The organism is Alphaproteobacteria bacterium (assembly GCA_005883305.1).
Lineage (GTDB): Bacteria > Pseudomonadota > Alphaproteobacteria > Sphingomonadales > Sphingomonadaceae > Allosphingosinicella.
Genome location: VBAC01000001.1, coordinates 617,740 through 644,395 on the forward strand (window position 1 = coordinate 617,740; position 26,656 = coordinate 644,395).

Below are 26,656 nucleotides of genomic sequence, written 5' to 3' on the forward strand. Positions count from 1 at the left end.
CCCCCCAGCTTTTTGTCCGGACATCCGGGAAATGGTGGACGCACCAGGGCTCGAACCTGGGACCCGCTGATTAAGAGTCAGCTGCTCTACCAACTGAGCTATGCGTCCGCTCGCTTGGGCGAAGGGGGCATCTAGTGGGCCGCCTCGCGGATTGCAACCGTTCAGCCGCGCCGCGTGTCGGTGCGGTTCTGGCGCTCCACCGCCATCAGGATGCCGAGGCAGATCATCACCGTCATCATCGCCGATCCGCCGTAGGAAAAGAGCGGCAGCGGGACGCCGACGACCGGCGCCAGGCCCATGACCATCATCAGGTTTATCGCCACGTAGAAGAATATCGTCATGGTCAGCCCCCCTGCCGCGAGGCGGGAGAAGCGGTCGCGCGATTCGCTCGCGACCCGCATTCCCCAGCGCAGGATCAGGGTGAAGGAGACGATCAGGAACAGCCCGCCCATCAGCCCCCATTCCTCGGCCATGGTGGCGAAGATGAAATCGGTGTGCGGCTCGGGCAGGAAGGCGAAGTGGCTCTGCGTGCCCTGGAGGTAGCCGTTGCCGGTGAGCCCGCCCGAGCCGATCGCGATCTTCGACTGGGTGATGTGATAGCCCGCGCCGAGCGGATCGGCCTCGGGGTTCATGAAGATCAGGACTCGCTGCTGCTGGTAATCGTGGAGGAAGCTGAAGGCGACCGGCCCGACCACCGCCAGCACGGCCGCGCCGCCGAGGAACAGGCGAAGCGGCAGGCCGGCGAGGAACATCACCGTCAGCCCGCCCAGCACGACCATCGTCGCCGTGCCGAGGTCGGGCTGCACGAGGATCAGAGCCGCCGGGATTCCGATCAGCACGGCGGCCGGCCAGATCGCGCTCCAGCCGCGGATCTCGCGCGAGGGCAGGAGGGCGTAGAAATGGGCGGCCGCGAGCACGATCACCGGCTTCATCAGCTCGCTCGGCTGGAGGTTGATGAAGCCGAGGCTGATCCAGCGCTGGGCGCCGCCGCCGACGAAGCCGATCGCCTCGACGAAGATCAGCAGCAGCAGGGTCAGCACATAGGCCGGGAAGGCGGCCTGCTTGACCCATTCCATCCGCACCCAGGAAAGGGCGATCGCCATGCCGAGGAAGACGACGAAGCGCAGGGCCTGGGGCAGCGCCCAGGTCAGCTTGCCGCCCGCGGCCGAATAAAGGACGAGATCGCTGAAGCCGGCGATGGCGATGACCAGTCCGAGCGTGATCCAGGGTAGCTCGCGGATCGGCCTGGGCATGAAGGCGAGGGCCATCAGGTCGGCTCCGCCCGGGGCGCAGCCGCCGGCGTTCGCGCGGCCCATTCGCGCGCCTCGCGCTCCATCCGCTGGGCGATCGAGCCGCCCCATTGCTCCTCGAGCGGAAGGAGGGCGGCCATCGCCCGGTCCTTGTCGAACAAATAGGTCATCACGTCGCGCACCAAAGGCGCGGCGGCCTGGGCGCCGAAGCCGCCATGCTCGACCAGGGCGGCGCAGGCGTAGCGCGGGGCGTTGGTCGGAGCGAAGGCGACGAAGTGCGAATGGTCGCGCATCCGCCACGCGAGGCTTTCGTTGGAGCGCACGCCCCCGGCGCGCTCGCCCATGGTGATCCGGCGGACCTGCGCGGTTCCGGTCTTGCCGCCCATCAGCACATTGTCGAGCGGGAGCTTGGCGCCGCGCGCCGTGCCGTTGCCGTTGACGGTCGCCTCCATCGCCGATCGGATGAAGGCGAGATGGTCGGGCGCGATCGGCAAGGGCTCGCCGAGATTGACCGGCCGGTCGGCGAGAAGGCGCGGGTGGAGCATCCGCCCGCTCGCGATCCGCGCCACTTGCATCGCCTGCTGAAGCGGATTGACCAGCACATAGCCCTGGCCGATCGACATGTTGATCGTGTCATATTCCTGCCAGGCGCGGTGCTCGCGCCGCTGCAGCCATGCGGCATCGGGCACCGTGCCGTAGCGCTGGCTGGCGAAGGGAAGGTCGAAGCGCTCGCCATAGCCCATGTGGCGCATCATCGGCGCGACCGCCTGGACTCCGACCCGGCGGCACATATGGTAGAAATAGATGTCGCAGCTGCGCGACACCGCGTCCTTCATCGCGATCGGGCCATGCGTGGTGTCGCAGTGGAAGACGTGGTTTCCGACCGGGTAGGAATGGGCGCAGACCACCCGCTCGTCCGGGTCGACTCCGGCTTCGAGCAGGGCCAGAGCGTTCATCGGCTTGCAGGTCGATCCGGGCGGATAGAGCCCCTGGAGCACCTTGTTGATCATCGGATGGCGCTCGTCCTGCGCCATCATGTCCCATTCGCTGTGGCTGATCCCGTCCGAGAAGTTGTTGGGATCGTAGCAGGGCATCGAAACCATGCACAGGAGGTCGCCGCTCCGAACGTCGATCACCACCACCGCCGCCGATTGATCGCCCGCGCGGCGCGCGGCGTAGCTTTGCAGGCCGGCGTCGATCGTCGTCCTGAGCGGCGCCCCGCGCACGTCGGGCAGGGTCTGGAGCTCGCGCACCAGCCGTCCGCGCGCGGTCACCTCGACCCGCGCCGCGCCGGGCCGGCCGCGCAGGCGCTGCTCGAGCGTCTGCTCGAGCCCCTGCTTGCCGACCTTGAAGCCCGGAGTGATCAGCAGCGGGTTGCGGTTCTCGGCCTCATATTCCTGCTGGTTCGGAACGCCGACATAGCCGACCAGATGGCCGACCGCGGCGCCTTCGGGATAATAGCGGGTGAAGGCCCGCAGCGGGGCGACTCCGGGAAGCTCCGGCTGGCGCACCGAGACGGCGAAATATTTGTCGGGCGGGACGTGCTCGGCGACCGGCACCGGCTGGTAGCCCGACGAGCGGGCGATCCCCTCGCGGATCCGCTGAACCTCCTCGGGCGGAAGCTCGAGGATCTCGGTGAGCTCGCGGAGCACCCGTTCCTCGTCCTGCAACAGGTCCGGAATGATGTCGATCCGAACGTCGCCGCGGTTGATCGCGATCGGGTTGCCGTAGCGGTCCAAAATCCAGCCGCGCCGCGGCGGGATGAGCCGCATCTGGACCCGGTTCTCCTCGGCCATGTCGCGGTAGCGCTGGTTCTGGGCGATGGCGATATAGCCCATCCGTCCGGCGAGCAAAGTCGCGACCCCGGCCTGGGCGGCTCCGAGAACGAAGGTTCGGCGGGTGAAGATCGCCGTCTGGGTGCTTTCGCTGACGAGCGGGCGCGGGCGGCCCTTCCACAGCTTCATCGCATCAGCCGCCAGCGGTCGAGCCCGAGCACGAGGCGCGCGGCGAGGGGATAAGCGAGAATGCTGAGGGCGAGCTGCGGGATCATGATCCAGAAACGAGTCTCGCTGCCCATCAGAAGCGCGATGTACCACGCGCCGAGCGTGTGGAAGGCGATCGCTGCGGCGGCCGCGATCCAGTCCAGCCAATAATCCCTGACTCCCGCCAGATTGTCGAGCGAATCGAGGGCGAGGAAGGTGAGCGCCCAGAGCAGGACCGACTGGCCGAGCGGCGCTCCGGAGATCAGGTCGGCGGCGAGGCCGAAGCCGATAGCCACCTGCGCCGGCCAGATTTCGGGCCGCATCAGCCGCCAGGTGATCAGGACGAGGAAACCGAGATTGGGCATCCAGGGCGAGGTGGCGACGATCGGCAGGATCGAGCCGAGCAGGATCGCCGCCAGGGTCGAGAGCATCGGAACGTAGCGCCGGCGGATGTCGCGGATCGCGACCTCGGTCTCGGATCCGGCGATCCGGTTCATCGCGGCGGCTCCGCGGGGCGCGGCGCGGGCGGGGCCGTGATCATCCCCGGCTGGGGTTGCTGGAGGCCCGGCTGGTAGCGGGGGTTGTTTTGCTGCCCGGGATGGGGCGTCGCCACGGGTGGCGGCCCGGCGACCGGCGGCGCCGGGGCCACGGCCGGAGCCAAATCGAGCGGCCCGCCCGCGGCCGGCTGGTAGATGCGCTCGACGATCGCATAATCCATCCGCGCCGGATCGGCGACCGGGCGGGCGATCGCGGTGTCGCCTTGCGAGGAGACGACCAGGGCGACCGGAATGTTGGGCGGATAGAGGCCGCCGACTCCCGACGTGACCAGGACGTCGCCCCGGCGGAACGGGTTCTGGCCGACCTCGAGCGTTCGAAGCTCCATCGTCCCGTCGCCGCGGCCGACGGCGAGGGCAGGGGTGCCGTCTCGGACGAGGCGTACAGGCACGTTGCTGGCGCCGTCGGTGATCATCAGGACGCGCGAGGCCCAGCGCCCCGTTTCCAGCACCCGCCCGATCAGGCCGTCGGGCGAGCGGACGGGCTGGCCGATCGCCACGCCGGAGGTGGTTCCCGCCGAAAGCGTGGCGAGCCGGCGCGGCGATTCGTAGGAGGAGCCGACGATCCGGGCGATCGTCACCTCGTCCTGCGCCTCGCGGGCGAGGCCGAGCAGGGCGTGGAGCCGCCGGTTTTCATAGTCGAGCGCCTGGCGGCGGACCAGCTCGCGCCGGGCCGCGGTCAATTGGGCGTTGAGCTCGGCATTCTGCGATCCGGCCCGCCAATAAGCGGAGACGCTGTCGCCGATGCCGCTGAAGAAGCCGACGACGGACCGGCCCGCGCCCGCGACAGGCGCGGTCGCATCGGCCGATGCGCCGCGCAAAGCCGCGAATCCGCGCGGATCGAGGATCGAGACGGCGAGCAAAAGCACGGCGGCCAGCACCCCGCCCACGGCGATGACATAGCCGAGGAACAGCCCGAATTGCGCCCGCCTGGAGAAACCGGGGCGCCGGTTCATCGGCGGCGCCATTCGACCGTCCCCGCCTTAGGCCGTCTGGAGCACGCCGCGGAAGATCTCCTCTTCCATGGCCCGGCCGGTGCCGATCGCGACGCAGGTGAGCGGATCGTCGGCGACGGTGACCGGAAGGCCCGTTTCGTCGCGCAGGACTTCGTCGAGACTCTTCAGAAGCGCCCCGCCGCCGGTAAGCACGATGCCCTGGTCGACGATGTCGGCGGCGAGCTCCGGCGCGGTGTTCTCGAGCGCGATCCGGACGCCCTCGACGATCGTTCCGACGGGCTCGCTGAGCGCCTCGGCGATCTGCCGCTGGTTGATCGTGATCTCCTTGGGAACGCCGTTGACGAGGTCGCGGCCCTTGATGTGCACCGTCTCGCCGTCGGTCCCGTTGGGCGGCGCCTTGGCCACTCCGACCTGCTTCTTGATCCGCTCGGCCGTTGCCTCGCCGATCAGGAGGTTGTGGTTGCGGCGGACGTAGGAGCTGATCGCCTCGTCCATCTTGTCGCCGCCGACGCGCACCGAAGTCGTGTAGGCGAGGCCGCGAAGCGAGAGCACGGCGACCTCGGTGGTGCCGCCGCCGATGTCGACGACCATGGAACCGATCGGCTCCGTCACCGGCATGTCGGCGCCGATCGCTGCGGCCATCGGCTCCTCGATCAGCCACACCTGGCGGGCGCCGGCGTTGGACGCGGCGTCGCGGATCGCGCGCCTTTCGACCGAGGTGGAACCGGAGGGCACGCAGATCACGATCTCCGGCCAGCGCGGGAAGCGGCGCTTGCCGTGGACCTTGTGGATGAAGTGCTTGATCATCTGCTCGGCGACGTCGATGTCGGCGATCACGCCGTCGCGAAGCGGCCGGATGGCCTCGATCTGGTCGGGGGTCTTGCCCATCATCAGCTTGGCGTCGTCGCCGACGGCCTTGACCCTTTTGACGCCGTTGATCGTCTCGATCGCGACCACCGAAGGCTCGTTGAGGACCACGCCGCGGCCGCGCACGTAGACCACCGTATTGGCGGTGCCGAGGTCGATGGCCATGTCGTGGGAGGGAAATCTGAGGAAGTTGAAAAGGGACATTGCTGGTTGGGCTCTCGCTTGGGCTGAGCGGGCGGCCGGATTGAGCCCGGCCTTACCCCGATGCATTTCCTATAGGATGGGCCCGCGCCCCCGGTCCACCAAAGAGTGAGACTATCCTCGCGGGTGCGCCCGGCATCGGCTAGAGGCAGAATCATGTCAATACGCCGCCTGCCCGAGCACCTCGTCAACCGCATCGCCGCCGGTGAAGTGGTGGAAAGACCGGCCAATGCGTTGAAAGAGCTGGTCGAAAACGCGATCGACGCGGGCGCGAGGCGAATCTCGATCGTCCTGGCGCAGGGGGGCATAGGGCGGATCGAGGTCGCCGACGACGGCAGCGGCATGGCGAGCGAAGAGATCGCGCTCGCGCTGGAGCGGCACGCCACCTCCAAGCTTCCCGGCGACGCGATCGATCAGGTCGCGACCTTGGGCTTCCGCGGCGAAGCGCTTCCCTCGATCGCCAGCGTCGCCCGGCTGACCATCGAGAGCCGCCTGCGCGGCGCCGACGGCTGGTCCAGGACGGTCGACAATGGCCGGCTGGAGGGGGAGGGGCCCGTCGCGCTTCCGCCCGGCACTCGGGTCACGGTCGAGGACCTGTTCGGCAAGGTGCCGGCGCGGCGCAAGTTCCTTCGCTCGGAGCGCAGCGAATATGCCGCCTGTCTCGACGTGGTGAAACGGCTGGCAATGGCCCGGCCGGACATCGGCTTCACGCTCGAGCACGAGGGCCGCCGCTCGCTGGCGGTCCAGCCGGGCGAGGACCGGCCCGCGCGGGTGGCGGCGCTGACCGACCGCGCGCTGGCCGAAAACAGCCTGGCGATCGATTATGTCCGGGGTCCCGCGCACCTCGGCGGAGTGGCCGGCCTTCCGACCTTCAACCGCGGAGTCGCCGATCACCAATATCTGTTCGTCAACGGGCGCCCGGTGCGCGACCGGCTGCTGATCGGCGCCGTGCGCGCCGCCTATCAGGATCTGCTGGCGCGCGACCGCCACCCGGTGCTCGCCTTGTTCATCGAAGTCCCCCCTGAGGAAGTCGACGTCAACGTCCACCCGGCCAAGACCGAGGTCCGCTTCCGCGACCCCGGCGGAATCCGCGGCCTGATCGTCGGCGGCCTCAGGCACGCGCTCGACGAAGCCGGCCACCGCAGCGCCCAGCGCCCGAATGCCGCGGCGCTGGGGAATTGGCGGAGCGAGCAGGATTATCTTCGTCATTCCCGCGAAAGCGGGAATCCCGCTCCCTTCTTCACGCCGAGACAAGGAAGCTGGACCCCCGCTTCCGCGGGGGTGACGGGGGAGGTTCGGGACCGGGCGCTCGATTACACCCCTCAGGCCCGCGCCGAACCGGCAACCGAAGCCGTCCCTCAAGCCCTTTCCCACCCCCTCGGAGTCGCCCGCGGCCAGGTCGCCGCAACCTATATCGTCGCCGAGGCCGAGGACGGTCTGGTCCTCGTCGACCAGCACGCCGCCCACGAGCGCCTCGTGCTCGAGCGGATGCGCCGCGCCATGGCCGATGGCGGAGTCGCCACCCAGGCGCTGTTGCTGCCCGAGGTGGTCGAGCTCGACGAGCCCGCCTGCGACCGGATCGAGGCGCGGATCGCCGAGCTTGGCGAGATGGGCCTCGAGCTGGAGCGATTCGGCCCGCGCGCGATGCTCGTGCGCGCGACTCCGGCGATGCTCGGCGCGGGTGACGTCAAAGGGCTGGTCACCGACCTCGCCGACGAGCTCGCCGCCTATGACGGCGCGCTCAGCCTCAAGGAGAAAATCGATCTCGTCGCCGCGACCATGGCCTGCCACGGCTCGGTCCGCGCGGGGCGAATCCTCTCGGTCGCCGAGATGAACGCGCTTCTGCGCGAGATGGAGGTCACGCCCCATAGCGGCCAGTGCAACCACGGCCGCCCGACCTGGGTGAAGCTGTCCATGGGCGATGTCGAGAAATTGTTCGGGCGGAAATGAGAGGCTGGATCTTCCTCCCGGCGCTTGCGCTGCTATTGGCCGAGACGGCACAGGCCGGCGCGGCGATCCCGCCCTGCCGCGCGAATCCGGACCGGGTCGGCTCTTGCCGTACGGTCCATGGCCGTTTCTTCTTCGCCAACGGTACGCCGAGCAAGCGGATCTGGGTGGTCGGCACGCGGCGCATCCTCGGCGTTTCGGAGCGGCCGGCCGCCGGCGGCGAGGGGGTGGAGGGTTTGCCCGCGAACTTGCAGGCCGCTCTCCCCGATCAGCCCTTCAGGACCGAAGTCTATGGAGATTTCGAGGTCTGCCCCTTCACCCGCGAACGGCCGGGCTGGATGCAAATCGTCTGCATCGCTCGCGCCGCGAGATTGCATGTCGTTCGCCGCGAAGGCTAGCGTCGCGCCTCGACGACGTAGCCGATCAGCTCGCTCTGGTTCGTCAGCGGCTGGCAGGCGCCGCCGATCTGCGCCGCCAGAGCCTTCGCGCCTTCATGGTCCAGCGCGGCCTCGATCAGAGCGATCAGCCGCCCCTGGTGGGCGTGGATTTCGCCTTCGATCTCGCCGGCCTTGGCGAGCAGCTGGTCGAGGTCGAAATGGCCGCGGCGCCGGAAGGTGTCGAACAGGACCGCGCCCGAATTCTTGAACATCGCCCGGTCGCGCGCGTGTGGGACCTGCCGCGCGGTCAGGACCAGCGCCTCCTGGAAGGCGGCGAAGGCACGGTCCGCGTCGGCACGGTCCTGCCCGCCGTCGCGCTCGACCGCCCACAGAGCCGCGAAGCAGCGCGCGGCGTTGCCCGGGAGGTCGATCTCGCCGAGCAGCAAATCGGCCTCGGCGACGATCGCCCGCGAACCCTCGGCGATCGCGCCGTCGGCGGCATGGACGACGAATCGCGCCGAGCCGCCGGGCGCGATCATCCTCAGCGCTTCCGGGATCGCCCGCCCGGCATGGGCATATTCCACGCCGTACTGGCTGATCACCGCGTCGAATCCCGCATCGGGGAAGGGGAGGGCCTCGATGTCGGTGCCGGGAACGAAGCGGATCGCGGCATAATCGTCGGCGTGGCGGGTGACGAAGGCGGGCGGATCGATCTCCGCGCGGTCCACCGCGACGATTTCGAAGTCCTTGCCCCCGGCCCGCCCGGCCGCGGCGGCGATCAACGCGGCGGCGCCGTTGCCGGTGCACAGGTCGAGAATCCGCGCGCCCTTCGGCAGGGCCTGGAACCAGTCGCGCCATCCGGCGGCGACGCACTCGTCGTAATTGCCCGCCCCGGCCCCGTCGAAGCAGGACGCGATCCGGTCGAAACGCCAATATTGGTTCCAGATGTCCCCGTCGTCCAAGCGTTTCCCCCTCGCGCCTGAGCGAGGGGAGCTTAACATGGGTTGGCGGATGCGCCAGCGCCTTGTGGCTAGCCCTTCAGGTCGGCGATCCTGCGCCTCGTCGCCTCGATCGGGTGCGCCGCGGCCCCGGCGCGCGACGCCCTGAGCCGGGGATAGCCGGCCTTCGCGTCGGCGATCAGCTTCGCGGTGAAGGTGCCTGAGCGGACCTCGGCCAGGATCTTGCGCATCTCGGCCCGAGTCCCGGCGGTGACGATCCGCTTCCCCCCCTCGAGCGCGCCGAACTCGGCGGTGTTGGAGATCGCCTCGCGCATCCCGGCGATTCCGCGTTGGTGGATCAGGTCGGCGAGCAGCTTCACCTCGGTCAGGCACTCGAAATAGGCGATTTCGGGCGAGAAGCCGGCCTCGACCAGGGTCTCGTAGCCGGCATGGATCAGCTCGGGGATCGCTCCCCACAGCACCGCCTGCTCGTTGAACAAATCGGCCTCGCATTCCTCGGCGAAGCTCGTCGGCAATATCCCGACCCGCCCGCTTCCGATCGCCGCCGCGTAGGACAAAGCGAGCGCCTCCGCGCCGCCGCTCGAATCCTGATGAACGGCGAACAGCGAGATCAGGCCCGAGCCTTCCAGATAATCCTGCCTAAGCGCCGTCCCCGGGCCCTTGGGCGCGACCAGGAAGACGTCGAGATCCTCCCGCGGCGCGACCAGGCCGAAGCGGATGCTGAGGCCGTGGGCGAAGCCTAGCGCGGCACCCTCGCGCAGGTTCGGGGCAACCTCCTCGTCATAGATTCGCCCGTGATCCTCGTCGGCGGCAAGCATGACGACCAGACCCGCGCCGGCGGCGGCCTCGGCTGCCGTCATCACTGGGAAGCCCTCCGCGCGCGCCTGCTCCCGCCGTCGTGAGGCTTCGGCCAGGGCGATCGTCACCTGAACCCCGCTATCCCTGAGGTTCAGCGCCTGGGCGCGCCCCTGATTGCCATAGCCAAGGATCGCCACCCGCTTGGAGCGGACGACCGAAAGGTCGCAATCCTCGTCGCGATAGACCCGCATCGCCCGGACTATAGCAGCAGGTCGAGAGCCTTTGCCAACGCGCCCTCAACCAGCGGCTCCTCGAACCTTCGCCAGTCCGCCGGCGGCTGCCTGCGGAACCAGGTATATTGCCGCTTGGCATATTGGCGGGTCGCGATCCGGCCCGCTGCCAGCGCCTGCTCGCGCGTCGCCTCGCCGCGCAGGCAGGCGGCGATCTCCGGGACTCCGATTGCCCGCATCACCGGGGCGAGCGGCGGGAGGTGGCGGTCGAGCAGGGCGCGCACCTCGGCGACGCCTTCATCCCCGAAAATCGCTTCGAACCGCGCATCGCAGCGCTCGCTCAGCCACTCGCGCGGCGGCAGCAGGATCAGCGGGGCGAGCGCCACCGAATCCCCGATCCCGCCCGTCTTTTCGGCCTGCCACGCCTTGAGCGGCCGCCCGGTGGAGCGGATCACCTCCAGCGCCCGAGCTGCCCGGGTCGTGTCGCTCCGGCGGATTCGCGACGCCGCTTCCGGGTCTTCGCGCTGGAGCGCCTCGTGGGCCTCGCCGGCCGGCAGCGCCCGCACCGTTTTGCGAATTGCGGGATCGATCTCCGGCACCGGGGCGATGCCCTCGATCAGGGTGCGCAGATAGAGGCCGGTTCCGCCGGCGAGGATCGGCAGCCTGCCCGCTTCGTGCGCCGCCGCGATCTCCGCCTTGGCCTCCGCCGCCCAGTCCGCCGCGGAGCAGGGGTCGGCGCCGTCGCGATGGCCGTAGAGCCGGTGCGGAGCGCGCGCCTCCTCATCCGGCCCTGGCCGCGCGCTGACGATTCTGAGGTCGCGATAGACCTGGGCGCTGTCGGCGTTGATCACCACGCCGTCCGCGCGCTCGGCAAGCCCGAGCGCCAGCGACGACTTGCCGCTGGCGGTCGGCCCCGCGATAAGCGCGACTGGTTTCCTCGTTTGGGCGTTCATGTTCATCGCAACCCTGATAGCAGCGGATCGGCTGACGCGCGGCGATATTTCCGCGGCCGGGGACGCGCTCGGCGGCACCGGCGGCCATCGCTGGGTCGAGGAGGGGAGCGCCTGCGATCTCACCCTCATCGGCGATCCGGCCGCGGCGCGCTCCGCGCTGGAGGGCGCGATTTCCGGCGACGTGGTGGTCCAACCCCAGGCGGGACGGCGCAAGCTGCTCCTCGTCGCCGACATGGATTCGACGATGATCTCGGTCGAATGCATCGACGAGCTGGCCGATTATGCGGGGCTCCGTGCCGAGGTCGCTGCGGTCACCGAGCGGGCGATGCGCGGCGAGCTCGATTTCGAGGCGGCGCTGGATGCGCGCGTCGCTTTGCTGCGCGATCTCGACGAACGTGTGATCGACCATTGCTACCAGCAACGCGTGCGCGCCACGCCGGGCGCGGAAGCCCTGGTCCGGACGATGCGCGAGAACGGCGCCTATTGCCTGCTCGTCTCCGGCGGCTTCAGCCGCTTCGCCGACCGCGTCGCCGCCGAGATCGGCTTCGACGCGGCGATCTCCAACGCGCTGGCGATCGAAGGCGGGCGTCTAAGCGGCGCGGTACGCAAGCCGATCGTCGGCGCCGAAGCCAAGCGCCAGGCCCTGCTCGACGCCGCGGCCGCGCGCCAGATTCCCCTCGACGAGATTCTGGCGGTGGGCGACGGCGCCAACGACATCCCGATGATCCGCGCCGCCGGCCTCGGCATCGCCTACCACGCCAAGCCCGTGGTTGCGGAGGCCGCCGACGCGAGGATCGAGAACAACGACCTGACGGCCCTGCTGTTCGCTCAGGGCTATTCGCGCGCGGAGTGGGTGGAAATCTAGACTGGAATTCGGCCCAGTCTGCTCCCCGGCGAAGGCCGGGGCCCAGGCCCGGCGCGCGCCGGGTTTCTGGGTGAACGCCTTGCCGAAAGCCTCCGGCTCCTGGACCCCGGCCTTCGCCGGGGAACTGAACGGCCCTAATTCTCCGGCCGGCTCATGTCGGCGGCGATGGCGGCCAGCGCGAAGGCGACCGAGCGTTCGCCGCAGTCGAAGCGGATGCCGATGCCGTCATGCGCGAGCGTTCGCACCTCGCCCATGATCGTTCCCGCTTCGGGGTGGCGAAGCTCGACATGGGCGCCGAGCGGGGGCCTTGCGTTGGTCTCGACGAACGCGCCGGAGCCCGAAACGTCGCGCAGCGCTGCGGGCGAGGGGCTTTCGGCGATCAGCACGCACATCCGGCGCCGCCGCCAGCGCGTCGCCATCCCGCCGCGGCGGTCGAGGCTTGCTGTCGACCGCATTCTCTAGGGAGCGACCGGCAGGCAGGCCTGCCGCGCCGAAGCGCAGGCGCGCTCCGCCGCTGCCCGGCTGGCGAGCGGGCCGGCCTGCAGCCGGTAGACCGCGCCGGCGTGGACGAAATAGGGCTGGAGCCCGCCGAGGCGGCCGCTCACGGCGCTCCAGGCGCGGCGCGCATTGGCCTCGTTCGAGAAGGCGCCGAGCTGGATCCGCCACCGTCCGCCGCTGCTGGCCAGAGTCTGCGCGGCCGGCGGCTGCGCCGGCCGTTCCGCCGGAGGCTGGGGCTGCGGCCGGGACTGGACCGGCGGCTGGGCCTGGGCGATCCGCGGCTGGCCGGGAACCGGGGTCATTCGGACCGGGCCCGAGGCCGGTGCCGAACCTTGGAGGGGCGGCGCGGCCTGGGCCGTGCGCACGGTGGGCGCCGGGGCGCCGGACGGGGCGAGGCTCGGCAGGCTCGCCGCCAAATCGGTCCCGCGGGCGCGGTCCTCGGCGGAGATCAGCCGGTTCATCGTCTCGAGCTGGGTCACCGCCGGCGGCAGGCCGGTCTGAGCGGCCTTGGTCATCAAGGCGTAGGCGCGGGGCAGGTCCTGGCCGACCAGGTCGCCGTTGTAGAGCGCGGTGCCGAGCACATATTGGGCGCGCGGGTCGCCGCGGTTCGCCGCCTGCTCGATCCACGGCATCGCCTCGCGGCGGCGGCCGTTCTGGAACAGCAGAAGCCCGTAATTGGCCTGCGCCTGCTCGTGGCCCTGGCGCGCCGCGCGGGCATACCATTGCTCGGCGAGGTTGGCGTTCTGAGGCACGCCGCGGCCGAGGAAATAGGCCTGGGCGATATTATATTGCGCATCGGCGTCGCCGCGGTCGGCGAGCGGGCGCCAATTGCCGATGGCCAGCGCGTAGTTTCCGGCCTGCCACGCCTCGATGCCCGAGCGCACGTTGGGCGCGGCCACGGTGACCGGCGCTCCGCTCTGCGCGGGCGAAGAAGGGGGAAGGGCGTTGGGCGTGGTGGGGACCTGGGCGGCCCCCGCGGCTGCGCCCAGCGAAGTGGCGAGCAGCCATGCGCGCATCTTCATGCTCATCGGAAAATCATCCCTCCACCGGACGGCCTTGTCCCGGCCTTAGCAAGGAGAGTTTAACGCCGTCTTAGCATGGATATCAACGGCTTCACCATGCGCCGGCCGCCGCCCGCCCGGCCCGGATTTCCGTATGCGCCGTTAACCAGATCTTAGATGCTTGGGGACCAAAACCCCTGCCGAAAGCTTGGCGAAAGCGGGGAAACGTAGATGCGGGTGCTGGCATTGTCCTCTCAGAAGGGCGGATCGGGGAAGACCACTCTCTCCGGCCATCTCGCCGTGCAGGCGCAACGGGCCGGTTACGGTCCCGTCTGCCTGATCGACATCGATCCGCAAGGGTCGCTGGCCGATTGGTGGAACGAGCGCGAGGACGAGATGCCGGCCTTCGCCCAGACCACGGTCGCCCGTTTGGGCGCGGACCTCGAGGTTCTTCGCCAGCAGGGCTTCCGCCTCGCGGTGGTCGATACGCCGCCGGCGATCACCATGGCCATCCAGAGCGTGATCCAGGTCGCCGAGCTGATCGTCATCCCGACCCGCCCGAGCCCGCACGATCTGCGCGCCGTCGGCGCCACGGTCGATCTTTGCGAGCGCGCCGGAAAGCCGCTCATCTTCGTCGTCAACGGCGCCACGCCCAAGGCCAAGATCACCTACGAGGCCGCCGTCGCGCTGTCGCAGCACGGCACCGTCGCACCGGTCACCATTCACCACCGAACCGATTTCGCCGCCTCGATGATCGACGGCCGAACGGTGATGGAGGTCGATCCGAAGGGACGCTCGGCCCAGGAAGTCACCGAGCTTTGGGAATATATCGCCGACCGGCTCGAGAAGAACTTCCGGCGCACCATCTTCTCCGCGCCCGGCCAGATGCCGCACCCGATGGCCCAGCGTCCGCAGTCCGGCTTCGGCCGGCGCGTGATCGGCCAGTAAGGGGAGGCATGTGATGAACGAGGCACGACCCTTCGCTTCCCTCTCCTCCGGCCTCCTGGCGCGCAAGGGCACGGCTCGCCCGGCCATGCGGCCGCAAGGCTATGTCGGCGGCTTCGAGGATCTCGGCTGGAACGACATGGGCTACAATCCGGAGCCCCCCGTCGAGGAGGAGCTTCCCGAGCACATCCCGAGCTCGATCGCGGCGCTCACGCCCTCGCCGCGCGGCGGCGGCGTCGCCGAGCCGGACGAGCCCGAAGTCGTCGCTCAGCAGCGCGCGATCGCCGAGAATTTCGAATCCGAGGACTATGACGAGCCCGAGGAGATCGAACAGGAGGCCGAGGCCCCCGAACCGGTCGTCGCCAAGGCGCCGACTCCGATCGTCAAGCTTCCGAAGCGCCCCCGCGCCAGCCTTCCGGTGCCGTCGGTGGCGCCGGGCAAGAAGGCGGCGTTCACTCTGCGCCTGGACGCCGAGCGGCATCTTCGCCTGCGCCTGGCGACGGCGGTCACCCGCCGGTCGGCGCAGCATATCGTCACTGCCGCGCTCGATCAGTTCCTCGCGTCCATTCCCGAAGTCGAGTCGCTGGCCGAGCGCGTTCCCGCCTCGGGCGGCAAGCGAAACTGAAAGGCCAGTACGCCATGAAGAGGTCCGTTTTCAAAGCCGCAGCGTCCACCTGCATCGTCGCGATGACGATGGCGGGCTTCAGCGGTCCGTCGTCGGCGATGCGGCGCGGGAACGAGCCCGTTCGAGCGACTTCGCCCGACGACCGCCGCGCCGAGGCGCTCCATGAAGAAGGCGCCCGGGCGCTCCAGGCCGGCCAGTTCGACGCCGCCCGCGAGGCGATGGAGCAGGCCGTCGCGCTCAGCCCGCGCGACACCGGCTATCGCCAGCTTCTCGCCGACATCTACCTCAAGAGCGGCCGCTTCACCTCGGCCCGGACCACCTATGCCGACGTCCTGGAGCTCGATCCTTCGAACGACCGCGCCGCGCTCAGCGTCGCCCTGATCCAGATCGCCCAGGGCAATCCGCGCGCCGCGGTCACGAGGCTCGACGACATCGCCGGCCGGGCGCCGGATGCCGATGTCGGTCTCGCCTACGCGCTGGCCGGCGAGCATGAGCGCTCCATCCGGCTGCTCGAGCGCGCCGCCCGCCGTCCGGGCGCGACCGCCCGGATCCGCCAGAATCTCGCGCTCGCTTACGCCATGTCCGGCGATTGGCGGCGCGCCCAGGCCATCGCCGCTCAGGATCTCTCGCCCGCCGAGGTTCCGGTGCGCATGGTGCAATGGGCCGCCTTCGCCCGCCCGGGCTCCGGCCCGGTGCAGGTCGCCGGCATATTGGGCGTCACGCCCGCCGAGGATCCCGGCCAGCCGGTCCGCCTCGCGCTTTCGGCTGAGAATGCTCCGGCATTCGCCGAGGCCGCGGTGCCCGAAACCGTCGTCGCCGGCGCCGGAGCCGCTCCGGAACCGGCGCCCGCGCCGGTCCAGGTCGCCGCCGCCGAGCCGGCGGAAGCGCCCGCTTTCTGGGTGCCGACCGCGCAAGCCTATCAGGCTCCGGCCGAAGTGCCCGTCGAGGCCGGCCAGGCGCCGGCCGAGCAGCCCGCGCCCGCGCCCGAGGTGCAGGTGCAATATGCTTCCGCCGCGCGCACGCTCACCGCGCCCGAGCCGACCCTCATCCGCGCCGCCGCCACGACTCGCGCTCCGGCTACCGTCTTCCATCGCGAGCGGCCGCATGTCGCGATTCGCGACGGCCAGGCGCCGGTCGTGGTCCAGCTCGGCGCCTTCTCCAGCGAGCGCAACGCCGAGCGCGCCTGGCTCCAGGTTTCGAGCCGCTACGACATCGCGCGCGCGCCGCTGACGGCGACGATCACCGTCAATGGCCGCCAGTTCCACCGGGTCTCCGTCTCGGGCTTCGCCTCGGCCGGCGACGCCCAGCGCCTCTGCGGCCGGATCCGCGAGCGCGGCGGCGCCTGCTTCGTTCGCGGCACCGCCGGCGACGCCTCGATCCGCTGGGCCGCCCGCTACGCCAATCCTCGCCAGCGCGACGTCTGAATCGGAGACGTTCCAGTCTCCCTCTGAGGGGCGGCGGGTCGGCCAAGGCCCGCCGCCTTTTTCGTTTCAGCGCCGGCCGCGCGTCAGCAGGTCGAGGCAGGCCATGCGGACCGCGACTCCGAGCTCGACCTGCTCGACGATCGCCGAACGGGTCGGGTCGTCCGCCAGCGCGCCATCGATCTCGACCCCCCGGTTCATCGGCCCGGGATGCATAACGATCGCATTCGGTGCATATTTATCCAATCGCGCGCGGGTCAGGCCGTAGGCGGCGTGGTAATCCTCGATCTCGACCTGCTCGGCCATCCGCTCGCGCTGGATCCGCAGCATCATCACCACATCGCAGCCCGAAATCCCCTCGTCCATGTCGGTGAAAATAGGGGTGTGTGCGCTGTTTGGAAGCATAGTGTGCGGGCCTACCAGGCGTACCTGTGCGCCCAATAATGAGAGGCTCCGCAGGTTCGAACCCGCCACCCTGCTGTGCTTGACGTCTCCGCAAATGGCGATTTTCAGCCCTTCGATCCGCCCCAGCCGCCTTCGGATCGTCAAGGCGTCGAGCAGCGCCTGGGTCGGGTGCTCTCCCGTGCCGTCGCCGGCGTTGATCACCGGGCAATCCATGATCGCCGCCACATCGGCCGCCGCGCCCTCGGCTTCGTGGCGGATGACCAGGATGTCGGGGCGCATCGCGTTCAGGGTGAGCGCGGTGTCGGTCAGGCTCTCGCCCTTGCGCACGCTGGAGGCGGCGGGGTGGAAGTTGGAGACCTGCGCGCCGAGTCTTTTCCCTGCGATTTCAAAGGAAAATAGGGTGCGCGTGCTGTTCTCGAAGAAGGCGTTGATCTGGGTGAGGCCGGCCAGCCGGTCGTCCGCCTTGCGCGCCCCCCGGTTGAAGGCGATCCACGGCTCGGCGGCATCGAGGACGGCGAGGATGTCGGACGCCGAAAGCCCCTCGATCCCGAGCAAATGGCGGTGCGGGAAGGGAGCGGTCATCGAGGCCCGCCTCTAGCGAGCGGCCCCGCCAAAGCAAAGGGCTCCGCCGCACATGGCGACGGAGCCCTCCGCTCGCATGAGACCCGAAGGCTTATTCGGCGGTCAGGTTGACCGTGCTCAGCTCGCACAGGTTGACGCCGCGCGCGTCGGTCGTGTCGCCGTCGTCATAGGTGGCGCGGATGTCCCACTGGCACTGGGTCTCGGCGCGCGGGAAGCTGATCTGCGCCGATTCGCCGTTGGCGAGCGTGTCGCGGCCGAGAATGTCCTCGCCCCACTCGTTCGAGTTGGACGGCGAGACGTTCAGGGTGACGACCGTGTGGCCGGTGTTGTTGTTGAGCGTGAAGTTCTGGTTGGTCTGGTCGCCGGCCGGAGCGGCCGGAGCGGCGCCCTCTTCGCCGCCGGCGGCGTTGCCCTCGGCCGGAGCCGCGGGAGCGGTCGCGTTCGAGGTCGTGTTGGCCGGCGCGGTGTCCGCCGCCTTGTTGCAGCCGGCGATCGCCAGCGCCGACGCAAGCATCGCGCCGGTCAGGTAAAGCTTCTTCATGATTTCCCCCGTTTTGTTGGAGCGTAGGGACTTAAAGGCTTTTCGCGGGCTGGCAATCCCCGCGCGGCGCGGGCGCCGTGCCGATTCAGGCCATCGTCAGGGCGTCGATCGCGCCCTGGAGGATGTAGGCCGCGGCCATCTTGTCGACCAGCTCGAACCGGCGGGCGCGGCTGGCGTCGGCGGCGATCAGCGCCCGGGTCACCGCCTGGGTCGACCAGCGCTCGTCCCACAGCAGCACCGGCAGGCCGAGCGGGTCGAGGTTGCGGGCGAAGGCGCGGATCGATTGGGTGCGCGGGCTGTCGCTGCCGTCGAGATTGAGCGGCAGGCCGACGACCACCCCCTTCACTGCCTGAGTCGCGATCAACGCCTCGATCTTCGCGAGGTCGGCGCCGAATCTGGTGCGCCTGATCAGCTCGGCGGCGCTGGCGATCGTCCAGCCTGAGTCGCAAAGCGCTGTGCCGATCGTCTTGGTGCCGACGTCCAGCCCGAGCAGCCGGCCGCCGCCGGGCAAGGCGGCGCGGAACTCCGCCGTGCTCGCGGCGATCACCGGCGGCCCTCGAACGCCGCCAGCCGCCGCTCGACATCCGCCCGAAGATTGGCCCAGAACAGGGCGTAATCGTAGACGTGATAGTTGTTCCCCGGCAGGGCATAGGGCCCCATGTTCGGCAGGGCGTCGTTGTCGCCGACCAAAAGGAAGCCGCGAATGTCGCAGCGCGCGGGCACGGCGCCGCGGCGCAATTCGGCGGCGCTCATGTCTTCGTTCGGAACCAGCGTTCCTAGGTTGCGCGCGGCCGGCGCGGCGCCGCCGCGCGCGCCGGTGAGGGGGTTGGTGCAGAGCATCGGCGATCCCGCGCGCGGCACGCCGCCCGGCCCGGCGCTGGAGTCGTAAGCGTCGGTGACCTGGCTCGGGTCGGCGGGCTCGGAGAAGCTCTGCCAGGAAACGACGCACCCCGAATCGCCGGGCTGCTCGCAGGCCGGGAAGGGGATGGCGGGCAGGTCGGCGGTGACGGAAACCGGCCAGCCGATGATGTAGACCGCGGCGACTCGCTGCGCCGCCGGCGTTCCGCTCATATGGTCCTGGAGCAGCCGCATCAGGTGAAGGCTCCCCTGGCTGTGGGCGGCGAGGACGATCGGCCTGTCTGCGGGGGCCTGGCGAAGGAACTCCTCCCAGGCGGCGATCACGTCGCGATAGGCGAAGTCGAGCGCCCGCCGCGCATTCTCCTTGCCGGTCAGGAAGGCGCCGAACGTCGCCTGGCGGTATTTGGGCGCCCAGACCGCGCCGATCCCGTTGAACGCGCTCGCCTGGCTGCGGACGAAGAGCGCCGCCCGATCCTGCGATTCCCGGTCGTCGATCGAGGCGTTCCAGGCGCCGGATTCGAGGAAGCTGGTGGGGTGAACGAAGAAGACCGCCGCTCGCGGGCTGTTCGTTGGGGCGAAGCCGGGCGGCGCCCACAAAGACGGGTTGCCGGCGATGTCCGGGCGCGCGATCCACATGCGCGCCTGCCGGTAATCGGCTCCCGAAGGCATCGGCACGGCCTTGAACGCCACGGTCGGGACCATCGCCCAGCGCATCAGATCCTTCTCGAACAGGCGGTAGGCGATCGCCCCGGCAAGAAACAGGACGGTGAGCCCCGCCACGACCCACAGGAACTTCACCGCCGGATGAGATCGCTTCTTCGCCACCGCGCTCCTCAAGCCGAAGCGCGGGTCCCATGCAAGCGGAGTTGATGCAGTGCAGCGAGGCTGCTAGCCGCGCCCCATGTCCGTCGACACTGCCACAGTCCGTCATATCGCAAAGCTCGCCCGCATCGCGGTCAGCAACGCCGAGGTGGAGGCGCTCGCGCCGGAGCTTTCCAACATCCTCGGCTGGATCGAGCAGCTCGGCGAGGTCGACGTCTCCGGCGTCGAGCCGATGACCGCGGTGATCCCCAACATTCTGCGCCTGCGCGAAGACGAGGTGACCGCCGGCGGCATCCGCGACGACATCCTCGCCAACGCGCCGGTGCCCGAGCACGGCTTCTTCGCCGTTCCGAAGGTGATCGAATGAGCGCGCTGACCGATCTCGGCGTGGCGGCGATCCGCGATGGAATCGCCGCAGGCGAGTTCAAGGCGCGGGAGGTTGCCGAGGCCTATATCGGGAATGTCGAAAAAGGCCGGGCGCTCAACGCGTTCGTCGTCGAAACTCCGGAGCACGCCCTCGCCGCCGCCGACGCGGCCGACGCTGCGCGCGCCTCGGGCGGCCTCAAGCCGCTCTCAGGCGTTCCGCTCGGGATCAAGGACCTGTTCTGCACCAAGGGCGTGCAGACCACTGCCGGATCGAAGATGCTCGAAGGCTACGAGCCGGTCTACGAAAGCACCGTCTCCGGCAACCTCCTCGCCGCCGGCGCAGGAATGCTCGGCAAGCTCAACATGGACGAATTCGCGATGGGCTCGTCGAACGAGACCAGCGCCTATGGCAGCGTCCTCTCGCCCTGGCGGCGCAACGACGGCGGCAATGTCGCGCTGACGCCTGGCGGATCGTCGGGCGGTTCGGCTACGGCGGTGTCAGCGCGGCTCGCCCCTGGAGTCACCGGCACCGACACCGGGGGCTCGATCCGCCAGCCCGCGGCCTTCACCGGAATCACCGGCATCAAGCCGACCTACGGGCGCTGCTCGCGCTACGGCATGGTCGCCTTCGCCTCCTCGCTCGACCAGGCCGGGCCGATGGCCCGCGACGTGCGCGATTGCGCGATCCTGCTGGAGGCGATGGCCGGCTTCGATCCCAAGGATTCGACCTCGCTCCAGATCGACGTGCCCAAGTGGGAGGAGAATCTCGACGCCGACGTTCGCGGCAAGAGGATCGGCATCCCCAAGGAATACCGCATCGACGGCGTTCCCGCCGAGGTCGACGCGGTTTGGGAGCAGGGTATCGCCTGGATGCGCGATGCGGGCGCCGAGATCGTCGAGGTCTCGCTACCGCACACCAGATACGCGCTGCCGGCTTATTACATCATCGCCCCGGCCGAGGCTTCGTCCAACCTCGCCCGCTACGACGGCGTGCGCTACGGCCTTCGCGTCCAGCCCGAGCAAGGCGGACTGCAGGACATGTACGAGGCGACCCGCGCCGCTGGCTTCGGCCCGGAGGTCAAGCGCCGGATTATGATCGGCACCTACGTCCTCTCGGCGGGCTTCTACGACGCCTATTTCAACCAGGCGCAGAAGGTCCGCGCGCTGATCGCCCGCGATTTCGAGCGGGTCTGGTCCGAGTGCGACCTCATCCTCACCCCGACCGCGCCGAGCGCCGCCTTCGGCCTCGGCGAGAAGATGGCCGATCCGCTGGCCATGTATTTGAACGACGTCTTCGCCGTCCCGGCAAGCCTCGCCGGCCTCCCCGCAATCTCGGTCCCGGCGGGCCTCGACGGCCAGGGCCTGCCGCTGGGCCTCCAGATCATCGGCAAGGCGCTCGACGAGCAGGGCGTGCTCAACGCGGCCCTCGCCTTCGAGGAGCGGGCCGGCTTCGTCGCCAGACCGGAGGCGTGGTGGTGAGCGCCCTGGACAACGAAACAAACCCGTTCGTGTCGAGCGAAGTCGAGACACCCTATCGAGCGAAGTCGAGATCAAGAGCCTCGGCTACGCTCGGCGGGGTCCCTCGACCTCGCTCGGGACGAACGGTCGGGAGGTCGTCGGGTGTCTGACTATCGAATCCACGGCGCCACCGGCGAATGGGAGGTCGTGATCGGCCTCGAGGTCCACGCACAGGTGACGTCCAACGCCAAGCTCTTCTCGGGCGCCTCGACCGAATTCGGCGCCGAGCCGAACACTCAGGTCGCCCTGGTCGACGCCGCCTTCCCGGGAATGCTGCCGGTGCTCAACGGCGAATGCATCCGCCAGGCGGTGCGCACCGGCATCGCGCTCGAGGCGAAGATCAACAAATGGTCGCGCTTCGACCGCAAGAATTATTTCTATGCCGATCTGCCGCAGGGCTATCAGATCAGCCAGCTCTATCACCCGCTGGTCGGCGCGGGCGAGATCCACCTCGATCTCGAAGGCGGGGCGACCAAGACCGTCGGCGTCGAGCGAATCCATGTCGAGCAGGATGCGGGCAAGCTGATGCACGATCAGCACCCGTCTTTCTCCTATGTCGACCTCAACCGCAGCGGCGTCGCCCTGATGGAGATCGTATCAAAGCCCGACATGGGTTCTCCCGAGGAAGCAGGCGCTTATGTGCGCAAGCTCAGAGCGATTCTACGCTATGTCGGAAGCTGCGACGGCAATATGGAACAGGGCTCGATGCGCGCCGACGTCAATGTCAGCGTGCGCAGGCCCGGGGCGGAGTTCGGCACCCGCACCGAGACCAAGAACGTCAATTCGGTGCGCTTCATTCAGGCGGTGATCGAGCATGAGGCGCGCCGCCAGGTCGATCTGATCGAGGATGGCGGCACAATCGTCCAGGAGACCCGCCTGTTCGATCCCGACAAGGGCGAAACGCGCAGCCTGCGGTCCAAGGAGGATGCGCACGATTACCGCTATTTCCCCGATCCGGACCTGCTGCCGCTCGAATTGACCGACGCCTTCCTGGAGGAGTGCCGCGCCTCCTTGCCCGAGCTGCCCGACGCCAAGCGCGCCCGCTACGAGAGCGAGCTCGGCCTCTCCGCCTACAATGCCTCGGTGCTGACCGCCGACGTCACCACCGCCCGCTGGTTCGAGGTCCTGCTCGAGAAGCTCGGCCCTGAGCACGCCCAGCGCGCCTCCAACTGGGTCGCTTCCGAGCTGTTCGGCGCCCTCAATCGCCTCGGCCGCACCCTGGAGGACAGTCCTGTCACGCCCGAGGGCGCGGCCGAGCTGCTTGGCCTCGTTGCCGACGGAACGCTCTCCGGAACGCTGGCCAAGCAGGTGTTCGAGATCATGCTCGAAACCGGCCGGGGCGCCGCCGCGATCGTCGAGGAGCGCGGCCTCAAACAGACCAGCGACACTGGCGCGATCGAGGTGGTGATCGCCGGGGTGCTTGCCGCCAATCCGGGCCAGCTCGGACAATATCGCGGCGGCAAGGAGGCCCTGTTCGGCTTCTTCATCGGCCAGACGATGAAGGCGATGGGCGGCAAGGCTAACCCGGCGGTGGTCAACGAACTGCTGAGGAAGGCGCTGGGCTAAAGCAGGCGCATCTGCGTGCCCTGCGGGGGCTCGAACAAATCCCGCCGCAGCGGCCGCTTCTCGACATTGAGACCGTGCCTCCTCATCGCGCGCTCGAACCGCGCCTTGAGCAGGTCCGCCCAGGCGCCCTGGCCGCGCATCCGGCTGAACCAGTGCGGGTCGTTGTCCTTGCCGCCGCGCATGTCGTTGATGATGTGCATCACCTTCGCCGCGCGCTCGGGATAATGCTCGTCGAGCCAGGCGCGGAACAAGGGCGCGACCTCGTGGGGCAGGCGGACCGGCAAATAGAAGCAGCCGATCGCGCCGGCCTCGGCCGCCGCCTCGACGATATGCTCGAGCTCGTGGTCGGTGATCCCCGGAACGACCGGAGCGATCGCCACCCAGGCGGGGACGCCCGCTTCGCTCAGCCGCTTCACCGCTGCCAGCCGCTTGCGCGCGGCCGGCGCCCGCGGCTCCAGCGTGCGCGAGATTTTGGGCTCCAGTGACGTGACCGAGAGGGCGACGCTGACCAGGTTCAGCCTGGCCATCTCGCTTAGCAGATCGAGGTCCGCCAGCACCCGGTCCGACTTGGTGGTGATCGTGGCCGGATGCCTGGTCTCGGCGAGCACCTCCAGCACCGATCGGGTGATCCGCCACTTGGCCTCGATCGGCTGGTAGGGGTCGGTGTTGGTGCCCATCGCGATCGGGCGGACTTGGTAGCCCTTTTTGCCCAGCTCGGCGCGCAGCAGCCTGGCGGCGTCGGGCTTGGCGAACAGCTTCGATTCGAAGTCGAGACCCGGGGACAAATCGTGGAAGGCGTGGCTCGGCCGCGCGAAGCAGTAGATGCAGCCGTGCTCGCAGCCGCGATAGGCGTTGATCGAACGGTCGAAGCCGATGTCCGGCGATCGGTTGCGGGTGATGATCGTCTTGGGATGCTCGACGGTTACCGTCGTGCGTAGCGGGCGCGGGCCGTCGTCCAGCGCCTCGCGCTCGTCGAGCCAGTCGCCGTCCGCCTCGCGCTCGGGCAGGTTGAACCGGGTCGGCGTCCGGTTCTCCGGCGCGCCGCGGCCTGGTCGGGCATCGGGTCGCATCGGCGCAACATAATGCGCCGATGAGAACAGATCAAGAACGAACGATCAGTCCTGACCCATCGCCGTCTGGCGCGTGCGCGAAGGGATGCGCACCGCACTCGGTCCCGGAAGGCCGGGGAAACGCGGCCACATGCCTTGCGCGAGCGCGCGCCGGCTCGCCGAACGGTCGGCCCCGCGCGCCTCGTAGATCCAGTAATTGCGAAGGATGATCGGGACGTAGCCGCGAGTCTCCCAATAGGGGATCGATTCGATGTAGAGCAAAGGATCGCTCTGGTCGTAGCGTGTGTTCCACTCGGCGATCGGGGCCGGGCCGGCGTTGTAGGAAGCGATCACCTTGGGCAGCAGCCCGCCGGTGCTCTGCATGTCGCGAAGCTGCTCGAGATAGGTCTGGCCGTATTCGATATTGACCTGGGGGATGTTGAGCGCGGCGGCGCTGAACGGCTCGCCGCGCGCCCGGGCCATGTCGCCCGCCGTGCCGGGGCGCACCTGCATCAGCCCTCGTGCGCCGGCCGGGCTCACCGCGTCGGCACGGAACTGCGATTCCTGGAGCGCGTGGGCGAAGGCCAGCGAGGAATCGACCCGCCAGCCGCGGATCGGCCGCCAGCTTGGCGTGGGATAGCGCTCCTCCGGCCCGAAGCGCGCCCCGCGCGGGCCGTTATGGGCGAGGTACATCTGGGTGGCGGTGAGGTTCAGCCGGGCGGCGAGATGGATCAGCGCCTCGTGGCCGGAAGGCGCGCCGATCAGGGCCTGGTGGCGGATCACCGAAGCGGCCAGGTCGTCCTCGCCGATCTCGCTCAGCGCGACCGCGGTTCGGGCGTTCTTCAGCCCCTCCAGCGCGCGCCAGTCCGCGTCGGTCAGCGTGGTCATGTCGGCGGGCGCGGTCCTGACTCCGAGCGCGCTCTGGGCGAGAAGGCCGTAGAACGTCTCCCCGGCCCGGGCGGCGGTGCGAAGGCGGGCCTGGACGCGTTCCGGATGGCCCGCGGCGGTGTCCGCGCGCGCCGCCCAATAATGGCCCGCCGCGGCGAGCTCGACGTCGCTCGATCGCTGAGCGACTCCTGCGAAATGCTCGGCGGCCGCGGCGTAATCGCCCATCCGCCAGGCGGCGAGGCCTGAGACCCATTCGGCGTGGATCGCATGTTCGGTCGGGCCGCGCCGCGCGAGGTCGCCGATCCGCCGCGCCTCCGCATCCTGGCCGTTGAGGTAGAACACCCAGGCGATGCGCTGCTGGAAGGCCGTCCGCGCCTCGTCGGAAAGCTCCTGGATGCGCGTGCCCAGAAGGGCTTCCGCCTCATGGGGCTGGTCGGCGACGAGCAGGGGATTGATCAAAGGCTCGAGCTGGTCGGCCACGGTATCGCCGCGGATCGGGCGCGGCCGGGCCCGGCGCGGCTGGCCGGAGAGGCCGTAGAGGCTGTGCTCCTGCGGGAAAGCGGGCAGGCTCTCGGCGCCGCGGGCGCGGGCGATTCGGGCGAGGTCGTCGGCCTGGGGCAGCTCGGGCGCGCGCCCGATCAGCTCGACGAGCGGCTGGGTCTCGACCCGGGGCGAGCCGGGCATGGTGTAGAGCATCGCCCGGGCGATGTCGTGCAGCGGCCCCTGCCGCATGCCGTCCAGCCGTCCCGCCGCTCCGGCCCAATCCTGGGCGCGCAGGGCGGCGAAGACGGCGCGATAATTTTCGCGCTCCGACGCGGTGAGCTGGGCCGGGGCCGAAATGCCCTGCGCGGCGGCCGGAGCCGCGCCCAGCGCCAGAGCCAGGCCCAGAAGGCTCGCTTTCAGCCTTTTCATGGCTTCAGCTCCTCTTTCAGCAAATTGAGGTCTTCCATCGCGTCGTTCCGCCGCTTGGGCTGGCCGAGCAGGAACTGGAGGCTCATCGTGGCGATCGCCCGGACCGGCCCGGCGGGCGTATCGATCGTGTGGACGCGCTTGCGGGCAGCCGTCATCGGCATCCCTAGCAGGGCCTTGGAGCATTCGTCGCCGAACACGAGCATCGCGCGCGGGGCGACCAGGCCGATATGCCGTCGCGTAATCTCGGCGAGCCGCGAAATATCGGTGGCCGGCAAGCGGCCGGCGGGGTTCCTGACCGGCAGGATCGAGGCGAGGTAGATGGATTCGCGGTTCCGATCGATCCTGCCCAGCATCCGGTCGAACATCGCCCCGAGCTCGCCCGAGAGCAACGTGCCTGCCTGCGCATCCTCCTGCGCGGGCATGTCGATCAGCATCATCAGCCCTGAAGCCGGATCGCCCGAGGGGCCGACGCGCGGGCCGGCGGGAAAGGATTCGCTGGTGAGCAGCCAGGACTGGAAAGCATCGAGATCGACCGGCAATGCCTCGGCCGCCTGTGCGGTCGGCGCGGCGACGGGAGTCTTCGCGCTGAGCCAGTCGCGCGGCTCCTCGCCGACGATCGTGTCGACGCCGGCCTCTTTCCACCATAAGAGCGTGCTCGCCGCCCAGCTTACGGCCATGCCGTCTTTTCCCCGTTCTGCCCCGGCCTTTGAGTCAGGGTCC

At 69.5% G+C, this 26,656-nt stretch carries 26 protein-coding genes and 1 tRNA gene; 9 read left to right on the top strand and 18 right to left on the bottom strand.

Features of this window, described 5'->3' with window-relative positions; translation table 11 throughout:
* Positions 1-32 precede the first annotated feature (32 nt).
* The 6 genes from E6G92_02980 to E6G92_03005 all read right to left on the bottom strand — a co-directional run bounded on the left by E6G92_02980 (position 33) and on the right by E6G92_03005 (position 5,813).
* Positions 33-108: transfer RNA gene (locus E6G92_02980), tRNA-Lys, on the bottom strand.
* Positions 109-161: 53 nt separating this feature from the next.
* Entirely contained in the window at positions 162-1,268 is a 1,107-nt protein-coding gene (rodA, locus tag E6G92_02985) for a rod shape-determining protein RodA (GenBank protein ID TMJ20677.1), read from the bottom strand.
* Entirely contained in the window at positions 1,268-3,214 is a 1,947-nt protein-coding gene (gene mrdA, locus E6G92_02990; GenBank protein TMJ18811.1) for a penicillin-binding protein 2, read from the bottom strand. Before mrdA ends, rodA begins: the two co-directional genes overlap by 1 nt.
* Positions 3,211-3,729 (bottom strand): rod shape-determining protein MreD, encoded by a 519-nt coding sequence (locus E6G92_02995; protein ID TMJ18812.1) that lies wholly within the window; start codon positions 3,727-3,729, stop codon positions 3,211-3,213. Before E6G92_02995 ends, mrdA begins: the two co-directional genes overlap by 4 nt.
* On the bottom strand, positions 3,726-4,754 hold the full coding sequence (gene mreC / locus E6G92_03000) for a rod shape-determining protein MreC (protein TMJ18813.1): 1,029 nt from the start codon (positions 4,752-4,754) through the stop codon (positions 3,726-3,728). Before mreC ends, E6G92_02995 begins: the two co-directional genes overlap by 4 nt.
* A gap of 15 nt (positions 4,755-4,769) precedes the next feature.
* A complete protein-coding gene (locus E6G92_03005) occupies positions 4,770-5,813 on the bottom strand; it encodes a rod shape-determining protein (GenBank protein TMJ18814.1) in 1,044 nt (347 codons plus the stop codon).
* 153 nt (positions 5,814-5,966) lie between these two features.
* Here E6G92_03005 and mutL point away from each other — a divergent pair, with 153 nt between their 5' ends.
* Together mutL and E6G92_03015 are read left to right on the top strand one after the other, a co-directional pair.
* Positions 5,967-7,760: a DNA mismatch repair endonuclease MutL gene (gene mutL, locus E6G92_03010; protein TMJ18815.1), complete on the top strand. Its 1,794-nt coding sequence runs from the start codon at positions 5,967-5,969 to the stop codon at positions 7,758-7,760.
* Positions 7,757-8,155 (top strand): hypothetical protein, encoded by a 399-nt coding sequence (locus E6G92_03015; protein TMJ18816.1) that lies wholly within the window; start codon positions 7,757-7,759, stop codon positions 8,153-8,155. The genes mutL and E6G92_03015 overlap by 4 nt, the downstream gene beginning before the upstream one ends.
* Here the strand turns inward: E6G92_03015 and E6G92_03020 are convergent.
* Genes E6G92_03020 through miaA form a run of 3 tightly spaced genes read right to left on the bottom strand, consistent with a single transcriptional unit; the run spans position 8,152 to position 11,074 of the window.
* Entirely contained in the window at positions 8,152-9,135 is a 984-nt protein-coding gene (locus E6G92_03020) for a class I SAM-dependent methyltransferase (protein TMJ18817.1), read from the bottom strand. The two genes, E6G92_03015 and E6G92_03020, sit on opposite strands and share 4 nt — an antisense overlap.
* A 29-nt stretch (positions 9,136-9,164) precedes the next feature.
* Positions 9,165-10,142 carry a ketol-acid reductoisomerase gene (gene ilvC / locus E6G92_03025; GenBank protein ID TMJ18818.1) on the bottom strand — a complete coding sequence of 326 codons (978 nt, stop codon included), beginning with the start codon at positions 10,140-10,142 and terminating at the stop codon, positions 9,165-9,167.
* A gap of 8 nt (positions 10,143-10,150) precedes the next feature.
* Complete coding sequence (miaA, locus tag E6G92_03030; GenBank protein TMJ18819.1) at positions 10,151-11,074, bottom strand: tRNA (adenosine(37)-N6)-dimethylallyltransferase MiaA; 924 nt, start codon at positions 11,072-11,074, stop codon at positions 10,151-10,153.
* On the opposite strand from miaA, the gene serB reads away from it, so the two are divergent.
* Entirely contained in the window at positions 11,073-11,939 is an 867-nt protein-coding gene (gene serB / locus E6G92_03035) for a phosphoserine phosphatase SerB (protein ID TMJ18820.1), read from the top strand. The two genes, miaA and serB, sit on opposite strands and share 2 nt — an antisense overlap.
* A 134-nt stretch (positions 11,940-12,073) precedes the next feature.
* Here serB and E6G92_03040 read toward each other — a convergent pair whose 3' ends face one another.
* Together E6G92_03040 and E6G92_03045 are read right to left on the bottom strand one after the other, a co-directional pair.
* On the bottom strand, positions 12,074-12,394 hold the full coding sequence (locus E6G92_03040; protein TMJ18821.1) for a hypothetical protein: 321 nt from the start codon (positions 12,392-12,394) through the stop codon (positions 12,074-12,076).
* Between the two features lie 3 nt (positions 12,395-12,397).
* On the bottom strand, positions 12,398-13,453 hold the full coding sequence (locus tag E6G92_03045; GenBank protein ID TMJ20678.1) for a hypothetical protein: 1,056 nt from the start codon (positions 13,451-13,453) through the stop codon (positions 12,398-12,400).
* A 216-nt stretch (positions 13,454-13,669) separates the two neighbouring features.
* Here E6G92_03045 and E6G92_03050 point away from each other — a divergent pair, with 216 nt between their 5' ends.
* From E6G92_03050 to E6G92_03060, 3 genes are read left to right on the top strand one after another with little or no spacing between them, the layout of a single operon-like run.
* Positions 13,670-14,386: a ParA family protein gene (locus tag E6G92_03050; protein ID TMJ18822.1), complete on the top strand. Its 717-nt coding sequence runs from the start codon at positions 13,670-13,672 to the stop codon at positions 14,384-14,386.
* 13 nt (positions 14,387-14,399) lie between these two features.
* On the top strand, positions 14,400-15,008 hold the full coding sequence (locus tag E6G92_03055) for a hypothetical protein (GenBank protein ID TMJ18823.1): 609 nt from the start codon (positions 14,400-14,402) through the stop codon (positions 15,006-15,008).
* A gap of 14 nt (positions 15,009-15,022) precedes the next feature.
* Positions 15,023-16,432, top strand: coding sequence for a tetratricopeptide repeat protein (locus tag E6G92_03060; GenBank protein TMJ18824.1), 1,410 nt, complete (start codon positions 15,023-15,025; stop codon positions 16,430-16,432).
* 66 nt (positions 16,433-16,498) lie between these two features.
* Here E6G92_03060 and E6G92_03065 read toward each other — a convergent pair whose 3' ends face one another.
* The 4 genes from E6G92_03065 to E6G92_03080 form a co-directional block, all read right to left on the bottom strand.
* Positions 16,499-17,416 (bottom strand): aspartate carbamoyltransferase catalytic subunit, encoded by a 918-nt coding sequence (locus E6G92_03065; protein ID TMJ18825.1) that lies wholly within the window; start codon positions 17,414-17,416, stop codon positions 16,499-16,501.
* A gap of 91 nt (positions 17,417-17,507) precedes the next feature.
* Positions 17,508-17,957, bottom strand: coding sequence for a hypothetical protein (locus tag E6G92_03070; protein ID TMJ18826.1), 450 nt, complete (start codon positions 17,955-17,957; stop codon positions 17,508-17,510).
* A gap of 85 nt (positions 17,958-18,042) precedes the next feature.
* Positions 18,043-18,504, bottom strand: a complete 462-nt coding sequence (ruvX, locus tag E6G92_03075) for a Holliday junction resolvase RuvX (GenBank protein ID TMJ18827.1) — start codon at positions 18,502-18,504, stop codon at positions 18,043-18,045.
* Positions 18,501-19,529 carry a DUF3089 domain-containing protein gene (locus tag E6G92_03080; protein ID TMJ20679.1) on the bottom strand — a complete coding sequence of 343 codons (1,029 nt, stop codon included), beginning with the start codon at positions 19,527-19,529 and terminating at the stop codon, positions 18,501-18,503. Before E6G92_03080 ends, ruvX begins: the two co-directional genes overlap by 4 nt.
* A gap of 187 nt (positions 19,530-19,716) precedes the next feature.
* Between E6G92_03080 and gatC the strand changes: the two genes are divergently transcribed.
* The 3 genes from gatC (at position 19,717) to gatB (ending at position 23,087) form a co-directional block, all read left to right on the top strand.
* Entirely contained in the window at positions 19,717-20,004 is a 288-nt protein-coding gene (gatC, locus tag E6G92_03085) for an Asp-tRNA(Asn)/Glu-tRNA(Gln) amidotransferase subunit GatC (GenBank protein ID TMJ18828.1), read from the top strand.
* Positions 20,001-21,482 carry an Asp-tRNA(Asn)/Glu-tRNA(Gln) amidotransferase subunit GatA gene (gene gatA / locus E6G92_03090; protein TMJ18829.1) on the top strand — a complete coding sequence of 494 codons (1,482 nt, stop codon included), beginning with the start codon at positions 20,001-20,003 and terminating at the stop codon, positions 21,480-21,482. The genes gatC and gatA overlap by 4 nt, the downstream gene beginning before the upstream one ends.
* 141 nt (positions 21,483-21,623) lie before the next feature.
* Entirely contained in the window at positions 21,624-23,087 is a 1,464-nt protein-coding gene (gene gatB / locus E6G92_03095) for an Asp-tRNA(Asn)/Glu-tRNA(Gln) amidotransferase subunit GatB (protein ID TMJ18830.1), read from the top strand.
* Here gatB and E6G92_03100 read toward each other — a convergent pair.
* From E6G92_03100 to E6G92_03110, 3 genes are read right to left on the bottom strand one after another with little or no spacing between them, the layout of a single operon-like run.
* Entirely contained in the window at positions 23,084-24,157 is a 1,074-nt protein-coding gene (locus E6G92_03100; protein ID TMJ18831.1) for a PA0069 family radical SAM protein, read from the bottom strand. The two genes, gatB and E6G92_03100, sit on opposite strands and share 4 nt — an antisense overlap.
* Before the next feature lie 45 nt (positions 24,158-24,202).
* Positions 24,203-25,936 carry a lytic transglycosylase domain-containing protein gene (locus tag E6G92_03105; protein ID TMJ18832.1) on the bottom strand — a complete coding sequence of 578 codons (1,734 nt, stop codon included), beginning with the start codon at positions 25,934-25,936 and terminating at the stop codon, positions 24,203-24,205.
* On the bottom strand, positions 25,933-26,613 hold the full coding sequence (locus tag E6G92_03110) for a uracil-DNA glycosylase (GenBank protein TMJ18833.1): 681 nt from the start codon (positions 26,611-26,613) through the stop codon (positions 25,933-25,935). Before E6G92_03110 ends, E6G92_03105 begins: the two co-directional genes overlap by 4 nt.
* Positions 26,614-26,656 lie beyond the last annotated feature (43 nt).